Source organism: Vibrio sp. C8, from assembly GCF_054051265.1.
This window is the reverse complement of record NZ_JBPAOE010000022.1, coordinates 311,285-325,790: the sequence shown is the minus strand read 5'-3', so window position 1 is coordinate 325,790 and position 14,506 is coordinate 311,285. Positions and strand designations below refer to the sequence as shown.

Annotated in this window: 16 protein-coding genes; 11 read left to right on the top strand and 5 right to left on the bottom strand. The window is 43.1% G+C overall.

Annotation, left to right across the window (positions count from 1 at the left end; translation table 11 throughout):
- The first annotated feature begins 850 nt into the window (after positions 1–850).
- The 5 genes from ACRQQK_RS12815 to yddG all read left to right on the top strand — a co-directional run bounded on the left by ACRQQK_RS12815 (position 851) and on the right by yddG (position 4,328).
- Entirely contained in the window at positions 851–1,429 is a 579-nt protein-coding gene (locus ACRQQK_RS12815; protein WP_457511957.1) for an exopolysaccharide biosynthesis protein, read from the top strand.
- A 36-nt stretch (positions 1,430–1,465) separates the two neighbouring features.
- On the top strand, positions 1,466–1,870 hold the full coding sequence (locus tag ACRQQK_RS12810; RefSeq protein ID WP_457511955.1) for an OsmC family protein: 405 nt from the start codon (positions 1,466–1,468) through the stop codon (positions 1,868–1,870).
- Positions 1,871–2,008: 138 nt separating this feature from the next.
- Positions 2,009–2,602 (top strand): DUF1294 domain-containing protein, encoded by a 594-nt coding sequence (locus ACRQQK_RS12805; protein WP_457511953.1) that lies wholly within the window; start codon positions 2,009–2,011, stop codon positions 2,600–2,602.
- A 110-nt stretch (positions 2,603–2,712) separates the two neighbouring features.
- Positions 2,713–3,267, top strand: a complete 555-nt coding sequence (locus ACRQQK_RS12800) for a sugar O-acetyltransferase (RefSeq protein ID WP_457511951.1) — start codon at positions 2,713–2,715, stop codon at positions 3,265–3,267.
- 128 nt (positions 3,268–3,395) lie between these two features.
- On the top strand, positions 3,396–4,328 hold the full coding sequence (gene yddG / locus ACRQQK_RS12795) for an aromatic amino acid DMT transporter YddG (protein ID WP_457511949.1): 933 nt from the start codon (positions 3,396–3,398) through the stop codon (positions 4,326–4,328).
- Between the two features lie 41 nt (positions 4,329–4,369).
- On the opposite strand, the gene ACRQQK_RS12790 is transcribed toward yddG, so the two are convergent.
- Complete coding sequence (locus tag ACRQQK_RS12790; protein ID WP_457511947.1) at positions 4,370–5,263, bottom strand: cation diffusion facilitator family transporter; 894 nt, start codon at positions 5,261–5,263, stop codon at positions 4,370–4,372.
- A 183-nt stretch (positions 5,264–5,446) separates the two neighbouring features.
- Entirely contained in the window at positions 5,447–6,325 is an 879-nt protein-coding gene (locus ACRQQK_RS12785) for a LysR family transcriptional regulator (protein ID WP_042479662.1), read from the bottom strand.
- A gap of 257 nt (positions 6,326–6,582) precedes the next feature.
- On the opposite strand from ACRQQK_RS12785, the gene ACRQQK_RS12780 reads away from it, so the two are divergent.
- Together ACRQQK_RS12780 and ACRQQK_RS12775 are read left to right on the top strand one after the other, a co-directional pair.
- A complete protein-coding gene (locus tag ACRQQK_RS12780) occupies positions 6,583–7,164 on the top strand; it encodes a class I SAM-dependent DNA methyltransferase (RefSeq protein ID WP_457511944.1) in 582 nt (193 codons plus the stop codon).
- Between the two features lie 326 nt (positions 7,165–7,490).
- A complete protein-coding gene (locus tag ACRQQK_RS12775) occupies positions 7,491–8,693 on the top strand; it encodes a tetratricopeptide repeat protein (protein ID WP_457511942.1) in 1,203 nt (400 codons plus the stop codon).
- Between the two features lie 94 nt (positions 8,694–8,787).
- Here the strand turns inward: ACRQQK_RS12775 and nagB are convergent, their stop codons facing one another.
- On the bottom strand, positions 8,788–9,588 hold the full coding sequence (gene nagB, locus ACRQQK_RS12770) for a glucosamine-6-phosphate deaminase (protein WP_457511940.1): 801 nt from the start codon (positions 9,586–9,588) through the stop codon (positions 8,788–8,790).
- 388 nt (positions 9,589–9,976) lie between these two features.
- Between nagB and ACRQQK_RS12765 the strand changes: the two genes are divergently transcribed.
- Positions 9,977–10,228, top strand: coding sequence for a DUF3081 domain-containing protein (locus ACRQQK_RS12765; RefSeq protein WP_102939789.1), 252 nt, complete (start codon positions 9,977–9,979; stop codon positions 10,226–10,228).
- A gap of 222 nt (positions 10,229–10,450) precedes the next feature.
- Here the strand turns inward: ACRQQK_RS12765 and ACRQQK_RS12760 are convergent, their stop codons facing one another.
- The gene (locus tag ACRQQK_RS12760) at positions 10,451–10,819 is read right to left on the bottom strand and encodes a DUF413 domain-containing protein (protein WP_457511938.1); all 369 of its coding nucleotides are present in this window, start codon (positions 10,817–10,819) and stop codon (positions 10,451–10,453) included.
- Positions 10,820–10,969: 150 nt separating this feature from the next.
- Here ACRQQK_RS12760 and ACRQQK_RS12755 point away from each other — a divergent pair, with 150 nt between their 5' ends.
- Positions 10,970–11,857, top strand: coding sequence for a LysR family transcriptional regulator (locus tag ACRQQK_RS12755; protein WP_457511936.1), 888 nt, complete (start codon positions 10,970–10,972; stop codon positions 11,855–11,857).
- A gap of 98 nt (positions 11,858–11,955) precedes the next feature.
- On the opposite strand, the gene ACRQQK_RS12750 is transcribed toward ACRQQK_RS12755, so the two are convergent.
- A complete protein-coding gene (locus tag ACRQQK_RS12750; RefSeq protein WP_102939787.1) occupies positions 11,956–12,396 on the bottom strand; it encodes a DoxX family protein in 441 nt (146 codons plus the stop codon).
- A gap of 251 nt (positions 12,397–12,647) precedes the next feature.
- On the opposite strand from ACRQQK_RS12750, the gene ACRQQK_RS12745 reads away from it, so the two are divergent.
- Together ACRQQK_RS12745 and ACRQQK_RS12740 are read left to right on the top strand one after the other, a co-directional pair.
- On the top strand, positions 12,648–14,021 hold the full coding sequence (locus ACRQQK_RS12745; protein WP_457511934.1) for a DNA-3-methyladenine glycosylase 2 family protein: 1,374 nt from the start codon (positions 12,648–12,650) through the stop codon (positions 14,019–14,021).
- A complete protein-coding gene (locus ACRQQK_RS12740; RefSeq protein ID WP_457511932.1) occupies positions 14,018–14,491 on the top strand; it encodes a methylated-DNA--[protein]-cysteine S-methyltransferase in 474 nt (157 codons plus the stop codon). Before ACRQQK_RS12745 ends, ACRQQK_RS12740 begins: the two co-directional genes overlap by 4 nt.
- Positions 14,492–14,506: the final 15 nt, after the last annotated feature.

Genomic DNA, 14,506 nt, shown 5'->3' with positions numbered 1-14,506 from the left:
TGTGATTGTAATAATACCCTGATTTTGTGTCTTTTAGTCTATAAAAAGATAAGAAACTAAGAGCTTCCAAGCCAGTTTGGAGAGGTAAGGCGATGGCACTATCAGATCGGATGTAGATATCGCTCGTGCTGTTTGTGAGATATCTCTTACAAGCCGTGTGAGATATTTGATTTAAATGCTTGAGATTAACGGCTGTCTTACTTGATAAATTATTGTAAACGTTAGTATTTTGGTTTTTATCAATAATCTCGTGAATATATTTGTTGTCTAGCGTACTTGTTACTCAATGCCGATGTCGTAATCTTAAGGTGTTGGCAGGATGCTGGCACGGAAATGGAAATGGAAAAGCTCACGGATAGAGTATCTTCAGGACGAAGATTCGATTGTTCAGGAAGAATGGTCGGCAAGGAAAGCAAAGGATATTAACGTAAAGTTCGAAATAGCTAGGATGGTTGTTTTAGAACGGTTAATAGACAACTTAAGGGACTAAGCATCTGTCAGGATGACAGATTCAGGACACCGCTAGGATGGCGATGAAATGGAATGCGCTGAAGGAACCAGCAGATTATCAGGGAATAGATGCAGGGAGCACCTATTAGTAGCCGGATTGCTGCGAAGAGAATAGAGCCCCGCTAAGTGAAAACTTAGTGGGGTTTTCTTATTTGGCATATTTAAATGTATCTTTTCTCAAACGAGCCAAAAGTAAATTCTTTGTTGATTCGTCTCTTCGACCGTTAAGTCTATTGCGTCTTTTGATGACAAATTTGATAATGTTTGCTCACATCACATCACATAGCGTTAGGTATGAAGTACCTCGCTTTGTCGTTACCTATACATTTTGGGTGTCACTTTGGAAAAAACCTCGCTGTTTCTTATCAACACGCTCAAGTCTCATCCTGAGCAATATCTGACTATTGGTGAACTTTTAGAGTTACTTAGACGCCGTTCATACGGTGCACTGCTGATCATGTTGAGTCTGGCAGGACTTATTCCCGGTATTTCCTTCTTTGCGGCTGTCGCCGATTTCTTGCTTGGGTTACAGATTGCGTTGGGTTTTCATGCTCCTCGGCTTCCTAATATTATTCAAAAACAGCGTATTCATCGTGAAAAAACGCTGAAGTTCACTCAAGAGGTAATGCCTTGGCTGGAGCGCATTGAAGAATATGTAAAGCCGCGTTGGGAACCTCTATCCAGTGCGAATGGCCGCCGAGTGATTGGCGCGATGATCTGTGTACTCGCTGCCATTGCTATTCTGCCTCTGCCGTTTATTAACTTTCTGCCAAATTTCGCGATTATTTGTCTGGCATTGGGTATTATTGAGCGCGATGGCTTGTGCCTGCTGATTGGTAGCGCGATTGCTTTGATGGCGATGTGGATCAGCCAGATCATGGTGAGAATGGCGTGGAATTCACTGATGTTAGCGTTGTAATATCAGTTTCTGAAACAATAAAGAATGAGTATTAAAATGGAAGCAAAAGTAAAGTGGGTCGAAGATTTTAAGTTTTTAGGTCAATCTAACTCAGGCCATTCTGTTGTGATGGACGGCAATGGCGGTTCTACTGCCCCTAGCCCAATGGAGATGGTTTTGCTGGGTGCTGGTGGTTGCAGTTCAGTAGATGTTGTCGACGGGCTAAAAAAAGCGGAACAGAAAGTGACTGGCTGTGTGGCAAAACTTTCTGCCGAGCGTCGTGATACGGCACCACGCATCTTTACTAACGTAAATATTCACTTTGTTGTGACGGGCGAGAACCTAGATGCCAAAATTGTTGAGCAGGTAACGGCGGATTCGCTGAAAAAATACTGCTCCGTTTGTTTGATGTTAGGACAAGCCGTTGATATGACCCACAGTTGGGAAATCGTGGCTGCTTAATTTAAGCGCTGTTGTTCAAGAGGCTGAGCCGTGTGCTCGGCCTTTTTTGTGTCTGCGGGAAAAACTCTGTGGTCGTTTCTAAGCGGTTGTGCTTTGCTTGGCTATGATTAAAGAACCAATCATTGTTGAAAGATAAGCATGGCGTTAAAAGGGACAATTTCAGAATGGTACATAGACAGAGGTTATGGCTATATCATTCCTGATTCAGGGGCGCTGAGGATTAAGTTTCTTCTCTCTGAGGTAAAGAATTCAGTCAATATAGGCGAATTAAAACAGCCAGTTCGCTTCGTCATTGCTCAAGATGAAAACGGCAACCGCAGAGCCACCCATGTAGAAGGTGTTCGATCTTTTCCATGGGCTACGCTGGTTGTTGTCTGGTTTGCCGCAACATTAGGCGGGTGTGTTTATTTCTGGCAGTATCCGCTCCCAATAGTCTATTACTACCTCGGCGCGTCTACCATTGTGCTAGTCGTTTATCTGCTGGATAAGCGCAATCAGAAACGAAACAAAGCAGTGACGGCGGAGTCTGCCTTGTTATTCCTCTCGATATTGGGTGGTTGGCCGGGGGCGGTTATCGGGCAATATTCGTTCAATTTACAGCTTAAATCCTTCACGTTTCAACTGCTGTTTTTCTTCGTCATGTTACTGCATATTGCTTTCTTAGTGTGGAGTCTTACGCCCGAAGGTGGTGTTCAACTTCGCGAGTGGATTCGTTTATTCTCACAACATTAAACGAGTTAATGAGGAAATTTATCTTTTTCACTTTTCTGTTTTTCAGCGAGTAAAAAGGGGTAAGATCCCGATTCTAGTCATCAAAGGTGTATCAGCATTAGGGTGTAGTAATGACAGAATTAGAAAAGATGATGAATGGTCTCGATTTTGACGGATTCGATCCAGAAATAGTGGAGCTTCGTAAAACCACAGCGCAGCTTAAACTGGATATTAATCAGTGTATTGACCAAGAAGAGCGTCTGGTATTGCAGTCAAAGTTGTTTGGAAAAATTGGCAGAAGCCTTGTTCAGCCACCTTTTCACTGTGAATTTGGCAAAACCATCTCTATTGGCGAAGAAACCTTCATTAATATGAACGTAGTAATGTTGGACAATGCCCCTATCACAATTGGCAACAATGTTTTGATTGGCCCTAACGCTCAGTTTTATACACCGACTCATCCTCTGGATTACAAGGCGAGAAGGCGCTGGGAAACCACGTGTAAACCGATTGTGGTTGAAGATGATGTTTGGGTTGGAGGCAACGTGGTCATTAACCAAGGTGTCACTATCGGCGCGCGCTCTGTGATTGCTGCCAACTCTGTTGTCAATAGCGATGTTCCACCGGATACATTGGTGGGTGGTACACCTGCACGTGTTATCCGCAAGCTGGATGTTGAATCCTAGATTTTGCCCTGGCAGTGATGACAGGAAGATCACGATCACTGCGCTTGGGTTGAGTAAGATATTCAAATCTTCTCTATCTTCACCATATGAATTACAGTGCGAGCTTGAATGGTACTTGGAGAAAGCTTTTGTCTCGTCATAAACACACTCTATATGGTATTGCGGCCATTTTACTATGGGCATGCTTAATGGGGTTAACCCGTACAGTTGCTGAACAATTTGGCCCGATTGGTGGTGCAGCGCTTATTTACACCGTGGCTTCACTGTTTTTGATGGTTGTTATGGGTGTGCCTAAACTCAGATCTTTCTCTCCAAAGTACCTCATTATTGGTGGCGTCTTGTTCGTCAGTTATGAGATTTGTTTAGCACTTGCTCTTGGGATGGCAAATGACCGACATCAAGCGCTGCAAATGGCCGTCGTCAATTATCTTTGGCCTGCGTTAACGGTATTGTTAGCGGTGTTGATCAGCAGAAAGCCCGTTAACATTCTGGTTTATCCAAGTATTGCTTTAGCTTTTATTGGTGTCGCTTGGACAATTACAGGTGATGACGGTCTTTCTGTTTCGTCTATCGCAGCTAACGTTGCGACTAACCCAGTTACCTACTCCATGGCTTTTATCGGCGCAATAATTTGGGCGGTTTACTGTAACGTGACCAAGAGTTTAGCCAACGGCCAAAATGCTATCACAGTGTTTTTTATCATGACGGCAATATCACTGTGGGTGAAGTACGGGATTAGCGACGAAAGTGCTTTGCAGTTTACCCTATCGACAACAATGAACTTAGTGCTTACTGGCATTGTTATGGGGAGCGGCTATGCGCTGTGGAACGTGGCGATTCTGCGTGGAAACATGATGCTTCTGGCTACGTTGTCTTACTTCACACCCGTATTTTCGACATTATTTTCGTCTGTCATATTAGGTGTCACTTTAGGCGTATCTTTCTGGCAAGGGGTTGTGATGGTCACTATTGGTTCATTGATCTGCTGGAGGGTGACCCGCAGTAAAAAGAACATCGAATCGAACGAACCGCTGCATAGTCAAAAGATTAGCAATGAATAAAAAGAACCCCCGCGGAGAGCGAGGGTTCTTTTTTATGTTAGTTAGCTTGCGATGTTCACGCTGAGCTGAAGATTAAACGGCAGCTTAGACAGCTTCTTATGAAGTGTACGTCGAGTATGCTCAATATCTTCTACAGCAATCACGTTGTCTTCAGATTTGATGTCTACATCAACCCACAGCTCACGGCCAATTTTAGTTACTGCCGAAAGTTCTACCAGTTGATCCGACTCTTCACCAGCAGCTAAAACGCCTTGGTCGACTTTGTTACATATCTCTTCACTTGGTGCCATCATGAAAATTTCACGTAGTGAAGACTTCAACATTTCGAACGGTACCTTTAAGAAGTAAAACGACATTGCCAGCATCATCATTGGGTCGGTATAGACCGCGTATTCAGCCAGTGGTGATAGAGTTACCAACCAAGCTAAGATGAAACCAATGGTTACCGCTACACTGAGCAAAGTATCCATTTTCCATTGTTTTACTTCAGCATCAATTAAGTCAGAGGCTGTGCGTTTGTGCAGCTTAGTCATGTAAAACCATGCGATACCACAACCAATCACGTTAACAATACCGAATAGAGTCGCAATCGAAACGTCAACTTCACGGCCGCCAGTAAACATCGCTACAACAGCACTATATAACGAAGCACACACGACGATTAAAATGACCGCGCCTTTGACTGCAATTACCGCTGGCTCAAGAGCCGCACGACCAAACTGGAATTCGTCATCTGACGGCTTTTGAATGTATCGAGAAGCAATTAGCGACAAAATAGTTAACAGTAAGCTGACTAGTGAGTACATACCGTCAAACAAGATAACGAGTGAACTAACCATTAAGCCAACAACTAAACCACCCATAGCAAAGCCCGAAGAAATAAGGGCTGAAAGCGTCAGGATGCGTTTCTCGTTGATGTTTGTTTTAGCACACATAGGGGGAATACCAGTTGAAAATCTGCTGATATTTTGGCTTTTAAATGGGCTTTGACAATGTCTATTTGGTTTTTTGATTGAGTGATAAGTGAGCTATTTTGTTTTTATTTATATTTTACAAATGGTTATGCGTTGTTTTTGGTGTCATTAATTTTGACGCTGACTGGTTTAGTTACATGAAGGTTAGAAATCAAAAAGATAATCACTGATTTTATCTGCCAGCCAGACCATAGCTGGGTTTTCTGCGGTTCCAGATGTGCTGAACATACAATAGTCTTCTTGTGTCAGCCCGTACGTATGTTTAATCACGGAAAGGCGTTGTTCACGAAGATAGTGGCGGATCAACGGCTCTGGTAATACGCCCCAAGCGTTTTCAGTCAAGATGGTATTCAGAATGTATTCGAAGCTGGAAAAGCCGATATAACGTCGGGAGAACGGTTCAAGGCTTGGGTTATCTTTTTCATTCAGATATACCATCACCGCCTGCATTGACTTACGTAGCTCTTCATCCGCCACACGTTTAAGTTTGGCAAGCGGGTGTGTCGCTTTACACACAGACATCATGCGGATCTTACCCAGTGGTTGGTATGTAATTCTTGGGTCGTCTAGTCGCTCGTAATCGACACCAAAGGCAAAATCTACCTGCTGAGTCGCCACCATGTTGGCTAGGTCGCCACTGGAAGCCAAAAACAAGTTAAATGAAGTGTTGGGAAACAAGTTATTCAGCTTGTGTGCTAGATCTTGCCATAGTGAGTCAGGCAGAGAGTCATCACGGGCAATCCACATTTCAGCAGCAAATTCGCTGGAAACCTGAGAGCAAGTGCGGCGAATTCGCGTCGCTGTGATCAGAACACTTTCGCAGTCTTTATAGATTGCTTTTCCAGCTTCAGAAAGCGTGACGTTGTTCCCTGAGCGCTGAAATAATTCAACCCCGAGTTCCTTTTCCAGCGCTTTAATCGACATACTTAACTTGGTTCGGTTGCACTCTAGCTGTCGAGCGGCTTCTGAGACAGAGCCGGTATCAGCGATGGTACAAAAAGCTTCAAGTTGCGACAGGTTCATAATGTACTCAAGCGAATGAAAGTTAAGGAATCATATACAAAAATTGTTACTCTGCCTATCTACGGCTGTTTGGATTTGGTTGTCGGAAGTAATTGTTACTTTCTACATTATTGAGGCAAAAATGGTCAGCTAAATTAAGATTTGCGGAAGAATGTCAATTTCTTCAATAAGATTGCACGCTAACGCTAGGAACTGAACCTCATTTTGGTTTAATCTTGACGTAAATGCCGAAGACACGAAGTAACACGGAGGCCATGATGGCACACGATTGGGACGAATACGCACCTGACTGGGAAAAAGACGACACGACAACCGTTTTTGCGCAAAACGTATTCCAACAACTTCAAAAATTGATAAACGTAGAAGGGAAGCACGTGCTGGATTTCGGTTGTGGGACAGGTTTGCTGACTCAACTGATTTCTCCATTGGCAAAAGATATCGTCGCATTAGATGGCTCTGAAGCCATGATTGAAGAACTTGATAAGAAAGAATTAAAAAATGTTGAACCCGTTGTTGATCACTTAACCCGTGGTTTGGTTGCTCAACATCCAGCGTTCCGCAAACAATTTGATTTGGTCGTTGCTTCTTCTGTGTGTGGTTTTGTTTCTGATTTCCAAGAAGTCGCGGTGATTATTCACTCTCTACTCGATAAAGATGGACTATTTGTTCACTGGGATTGGTTGGTTGACGATACAGATCCAGAATATGGTTTAAGCCAATCAGATATTGAAAGCGCTTTGTCGAATGCGGGATTCTCTGAAGTGACAACGAGTATTGCTTTTGAGTTGAATACGCCTCAGGGACTGAAACCCGTCGTCATGGGCGTAGGGCGTAAGTAAATATACGCAGTTAATCGTATTCATTCATCGTTAGGAACCGTAGTGCAGTCACTGCGGTTTTTTTATCCTCTCCTGTCAGGCTACTCGGAGGGATATGAGTGTGATGTTAGTTCAGGAACGATTCGCTGATGTTTTCGGTTCTCATCTGGTTGGATATTTTATTCACTGCAAATGTAATAATTCATCCAATGGTATTCTCACCGCGCTCAAGTTCATACGTTGTAATAACGATTGATGTGCGAATGTGATTAAAATGCTTCAATTAGTTGTGATTCTGCCGAAATAGGGTGTATAGAATCCAATAGGATAAATAAAACAGAGAACATATGAATATTATTGGTATGGCCATTGGCGCATTAGGCCTGTCTTTCATCCTGATTTTTATTTGGATGATTTCTCTTTCAGTGCGAAGGAAAAGACTGGAAGAAGAAAAGAGAGAGCGAGAAGAATCCTATCGCAGGGCACTTGAGCGTACGCGAGAAGAAGAGCGCAAAGAACGTTTGTTTCAAGCGGAATCTGGTCATATTCCAACAATATTGTATTTAGCAAAAGAAGCCGAAAGAAAGAACTTGAGAGAAGCGCTGTTTTGGTACGAAAAAGCCGCTCAGTTCGACAATATTAATGGTATGCATGGTGTCGTTCGTATCTGCAATAGAATGCGTGATGACATGATTTTGCGAGAAAAAAGCCGCTTTTGGCAGCTCTATATCGATGCATTAGATGGCGATTTACAAGCGAAATATGAGACGGGTCGTGCGTTCATCTCTGGGCATGGGGTAGAAGTTAACGTCGTCAAAGGCTTGGGAATGGTTCAGGAAGCGGCGGAAAGAAAGTATATCGACGCTATTATCTTTATGGGTGATTGGTGTGTTTCCAAAGATAACATTACGCCATCACCGGGTGATTCAACTTACTGGTACTCGAAAGCGGCAAAAAGAAACAGCCTTGAAGGTATGATGAAACTGGGGCTCAATTACCTAAAAGGTGTGGGTGTTCCAGCCAACCATGAAAAGGCTTGTTACTGGTTGGAGCGAGCTTCGGAAAAAGGTCATGCTGAATCTATGTACCATGCAGCAGAAGCGTGGATAGACCGAGGCGCAAATGGCAACTCTATCGCTTACATCTGGTTGTATCTGTCTGCCCACTTTGGTTATGAACCGGCAAGAACGTTACGCGATAAAGTAGGTAGCAACATGGGTGTTAACTCAGTTGTTGGGTTACAAGCTTTAGCAAGACCACTACAAAAGAAAATCGCAACAGGGAAAGTAAACAAGCACTCGATTATTCGTGCTCTGAACAAGCTGTATAAACGTAAAATTCCAGTACCTATGAAAGGGGAAGTATTAGATGACAGTGAGATTGCAGAGAATGCGAGTGAAACGCTGCTTGAAGAGTTAGAGGCGTTGGATGAGTTCGATGAATTGGAACTTGAGTTGCCACAAGGTATGGAACAAAGCGATGAGCCTAAAGCTCAAGAGCTGCCTAAAAAACCGGACTTCACCAACACCACAATGGATAAGCATTCCTAATCAGTGAATAGCCCCGATTTCAATAAACTAAAAAGCCCAGAGATTCGCTCTCTGGGCTTTTTCTGTTCTTATTTCTCAATATTCTGAGAGAAACTTAGAAGCCTTTGATATTTTCTGCTTCTAGCTCGTTAAAGTAACGAACAGTTTTTACTTTCAATTCTTGTGTTGCATGATCATCACATACGATGATTGCTTTTGGATGAAGTTGCAGAGCACTTACCGTCCATAGGTGGTTTACGCAACCTTCAACAGCGGCTTCAACAGCGAGTGCTTTGTTGTGACCCATTGCTAGGATGAGCAGTTCTTCTGCGTCCAGTAGAGTACCCACACCGATAGTTAGAGCGTATTTTGGCACTTGGCTTACATCACCACCAAAGAAACGAGAGTTCGCGATACGTGTATCTTCAGTCAGTGTTTTGATACGTGTACGTGAAGATAGTGACGATGCTGGCTCGTTAAATGCGATATGACCATCATTACCTACGCCACCCATGAATAGGTTGATTTTACCGTAAGATTTGATCTTCTCTTCGTAACGCTTACATACAGCGTCGTGATCATCAGAAGTACCGTCAAGCAAGTTGATGTTTTGCTCTTGGATATCAACATGGTTGAAGAAATTGGTGTACATGAATGTACGGTAAGATTCAGGGTGATCCGCTGGTAGACCTACATACTCGTCCATGTTGAATGTTACAACATGCTTGAAACTCACTTCACCTGCGTTATAAAGCTCGATCAGGGCTTTGTAAGTCTCAAGAGGAGTACTACCTGTTGGTAGACCTAGAACAAACGGACGTTCTGCTGTTGGTTTGAATGCATTGATACGCTTAACAATGTGTGTCGCTGCCCATTTGCCGACTTGTGCTTTGTTGTTCAGTGGGATAAGTCTCATGTTTCGCCCTTAATATTGGTAAATGTCTTCTCCCCCTCAATGCCTAAACTGACTTTTGGTTGCCAGCGAACGTTGCCATTCAATCACAACACAGCTTTGAACACCTTGGGTTGTTATATTAATTTGCATTATAAAATAAGTTTTCTGTATCTGCCATTGTTTTATGTCAAACTTTCACTCCATGACCTGAAATATGGGCTTTTAAAGTCAATAATTGTCGATTTAGAAGCGACTTATTCAGTGTTGCTTGGCTATTACTAAGACGTTTGTATAACAAAATTTACTTTTAAAATTAAGTGAAATTTTGATTAATAACTCATAGCTAATTGGCGAAGAGAAAGTTCGTTACCCATAATTAATCTGCAAGGAAAGATTAAGGAGTAAACAAATGAAAAATGAACTTGATCCAACCAAAATCCTACATGCGTATGAGGCAATTATAGAACACGGTACGCCGACTGAGCATGGCAAAATTTATGAGGGTGTAGAGGCTTTTTCTGATTATGATGGTTACAGTATTTACTTACGAGGGAATGGGGTAGAGCTCAAAGTTGGATTCCACAACACTTATCATCTCGAGTATGACCAAGAACATTTGAAAGAAACCTTTTTGAAAAAAGTCGCGATGTTAGCCAAGTAGACATGGAAAAGTAAAATAGTCGATGAGCAAAATGCTCGAGATGCTCTTTGTTGTGATGGAATCTAACGAAATAAGGGGGGAATTACTTTCTGAGCTTCAAACGAGATAAAGCGGAAAGTACAACATTGAGAATTTTGAATCTAGTGCAATGCACGACCGTAAAGGTGTTGAAATTGCGTTTATATCGATAGCTTCAGCACGAGAATGTGCTGAAGCTTTCTATTAACCTTCTTCGGTTAAGCTAGGCTCGTCATCAGTGTCTGTGTAATCATCTGATGAAGCGTCAAGTTTGTTGCGACCATTCAATGTATGGAAGCGTTTACGACCGCGAGCCAAACGCACGTATTTCAACCATGCTTTTTCGATTTTGCTTGCTGCTAATTCTGGATTGTTCAACACTTTTATAAATTGTTGTTCTTCCGCGTTTTCAGGTTGCAGAGTACCAGCTTCCAAGCCAGATAGAGTTTCACCGTAAAGTGTTAAAATATCCTCTTCTCCAAGAGTGAAATCACCGGATTTCGCGAATCCGCGTGGGAACTTTTTCGTGTCGTAAAAACGTTTTTTTCCTAAACGAAATGCAGTCTCAAACATATCAACCTCGTGTAAATATGAGCTGCTACTATGTAGCTTTGGTTCACCGCGAAAGTTAGGCGCAAATTATAAAAAAGAAAAACAAAAATTTTTTATCGTCATAATTGTACTTCCTTGTTAATCTTCGACTGTAAATTCAGAGGATTCTATATGGACGTAAAAGTCTTTCGTACTTTTCTTGAGTTGGCTCAAGTACGGCATTTTGGCCGTGCTGCAGAAAACCTATATTTAACTCAAGCGGCTGTAAGTGCACGTATTAAACAATTAGAAAGCTATTTTGACACCCAACTTTTCACTCGTGACCGCAACAACATAAAATTGACGTCTGCGGGAGAGCGTTTGGTCAGTTATGCCGAGGTCATGGTGACGACCTTGCAGCAGGCTAAATTTGAACTTTCTTTAGAAAATGGTCAAGCGTTGCAATTGACGATTGGTGGTACGCCGAACATATGGGATGCGTATTTACAAAACTGTTTGAGTGTCGTGACAGATGCATTTAGTGGATATGCATTTATGGCTGAAGTGATGGGACGCGAACAGTTAAGTCGACAGTTGCTAGAGCGCACATTAGACATGGCCTTTGCCTTTGATCAGATTAAAGCGGAAGAGCTGAACTGCAAGAAAGTCGCAGATCTGGTTCTAGTGTTGGTATCGACCCAAAATGACACATTAGAGTCGGTATTTCAGAATCGTTATGTTTACGTTGACTGGGGTTCGCGCTTCGCGGCAGAGCATGCCGATAGACACCCTAAGGCGCCAGCGCCATTTTTACGTACATCAACGGCGCGCATCGCATTAGACTTCATTTTGGAGAAAGGGGGTAGTGCTTACCTTCCGACCTCGATTGTTGAGCCTTTTATTGCCTCTGGTCAGCTCAATTTAATTCCTGAAGTCGAAGAATGGCATCGACCTGTTTACTTAAGCTATCGTAAAAACAGCTCTACTATAGAAGCTATCGGGCATGTAGAAGAACTGGTGAAGAAGATCGATCCTCTCACCGCTTATAGTATTCAGAGAGCCGGAGAAGCGAGTTTGTAACTCAGTTTTGGCCTAGTAGAAGAATAAACCAAACGAGTAAATAAATTAAAGGCGAGCATTATCAGTGCTCGCCTTTTTTATCTTTTGAAGTTTGTCGATTACTTAGATGACTTACTTAGCAAACTGTCTACACTCAATTTTCCAGCACCAGAGATAGCCAGAGAAACGGATGCCGCCAATAGTGCTAAGCCAAACTCGTAGCCGCCGTTAGATAGGAACAAGCCGTTACTAATGTGTGTGCTTAGGATTGCAACCACCATAGTGAAAGCAAGAACCGCTGCTGCCGGGCGAGTCAGCAAACCGATCAGAATGAACAAGCCGCCAAAGAATTCACCGCTACCTGCAAGGAATGCCATTAGTACGCCAGGTTCTAAACCAATTGATGCCATCCATTGACCAGTGCCCTGAAGACCGTAGCCACCAAACCAACCAAAAAGTTTCTGTGAGCCGTGCGCCATAAAAATGATGCTAATAGGAAGACGCAAAGCGAGTGGAGCAAATCCGGCATTTGATGCTAGGAGTTTTTTAAGAGCTGACATAATTAGATTCCTCAAAGTTCAAAACTTTCGAATAAGTTTTAATGTTATCTGTAACTGTTGAATCTAAGTTTAGTAGACGATTATATATTTGATAATCGCTATTCATTGGCTTTGTTGTTTGAAAAATTCGAATGAACTTTAAGTCTAGTTACGCATCAATGTCAGTTTGTGGAGCATTCAGTTCCGAATATGGCTAGTGTTATGTTGAGAGCATCGTAAACTAACGTTGATTTCAAGATTAAGGATAGATCATGCTTATAGAAGCGGAAGCCGTTCTAACTCAAGAACAGTGTCAAAAGGCGCGACTAAGTCGAGACGCTCGTTTTGACGGTCAGTTTTATGTCGCGGTGAAAACCACGGGCATATTCTGTCGACCTATCTGTCCGGCGAATTTACCAAAAGAAGAGAACGTGGAATATTTCTTGAACCAAGCACAGGCGCTTCAGGCGGGATATCGCCCTTGTTTACGTTGCCGCCCCGACAGTGCGCCAAGCTCTTGGGCATGGAAGGGAGTGGAAACCACATTCATTCGCGCCCTATCTATGATTGACAGTGGTGAGCTGCAAAGTCATAAGCTCAGTGAGCTGTCAGACAGGTTGGGGATTTCAGACCGTTACCTGCGTCAGCTCTTTCAAACACATCTCGGCATGTCGCCTAAACAGTACGCGCAATACCATCAACTGATGTTTGCGAAACAGCTGCTTCACAACAGTAAAATGTCGATAACCGATATCGGGTTTGCTTGTGGCTTTAACAGCACACGGCGATTTAATGATGCTTTCAGTAAAGTATTGCAACTTACACCTTCTCAGGTACGTAAAGAATGCGCTTCAGTCACGGCCAAAAATCAGCTCTCACTTGCTTTTAGAGGGCCTTTTGATTGGTCACATATGTTGGCATTTTATCGTCTGAGAGCGATTCAGGGGCTAGAAACGGTTGATGACAACAGCTACGCTCGGCACGTTAGATTAGGTCAAGGAGAGGGCTGGTTTAAAGCTACGAAAAACTCAGAGACACATTTAGATGTTGAGTTTGAACTGGAATCTATGACGGATCTGCGGCAGTTGGTGGTAAAACTCAGACGTTTGTTTGACTTAGATGTCGATATCGTCGCTGTTGAAACTCAAATAGAGCAGGCTGCTCCGGGGCTAATTAAAACTTCTGGTATTCGAATTCCAGGAGTATGGAATGTATGGGAAGCGGGTGTCAGAGCGATATTAGGTCAGCAGGTTTCGATTAAAGCCGCGATTGGGCAGCTTAACTTGCTAGTTGCTCATCTGAAACAACCGAATGAGAGTGCCGTTTTTCCATCACCTGAGCAGGTAGCCAATGCCGATCTTTCATTTTTACGCATGCCTCAAAGCCGTAAAGATACCTTGAGTCGCTTTGCTCAATACATGCAAGACCATTTTGATGAAGACGTTGAGGATTGGCTCAAATTAAAAGGCATCGGCCCATGGACAGTCAGTTATGCACGTCTAAGAGGGTTATCGGACAGCAACTGTTTTCTGGATACTGATCTGGTGGTTAAGAAGGCACTCGCAGGATACCCGCAACTGAACAAACAACAAGTAGCGCCTTGGGGAAGCTACGCAACTTTTCACTGTTGGAACCAAATAACATGAATTACTACACCTACTATCAAAGTCCGCATGGACAGATGACGATACAAGCCAATGATATAGGCTTGCTCGGCGCTTGGTTTGAAATACAGACCACACAGCCGCAGGAGCTGGGCGCACACAGCGATGATCATGCTATTTTGAATCAAGCTAAGATTCAGCTAGAGGAATATTTCTCAGGAAGTCGTACTCAGTTTGACTTACCACTGGCCGCAAAAGGTACTGATTTTCAGCAGTTGGTTTGGCAAGCGCTCTGCAAAATTCCTTACGGAGAGACTTGGAGCTATCAGCAACTCGCGGATGAAATTGGTAACCCTAAAGCAGTGAGGGCAGTTGGTTTAGCCAATGGCAAAAACCCTATTTCGGTCATCGTTCCATGTCATCGAGTAATTGGTAAGAACGGTAAACTAACAGGCTATGCCGGTGGCGTTGAAACCAAGGAAAAACTGTTGCAGCTAGAACGATCCAAATAACATGGTGTTCTAACT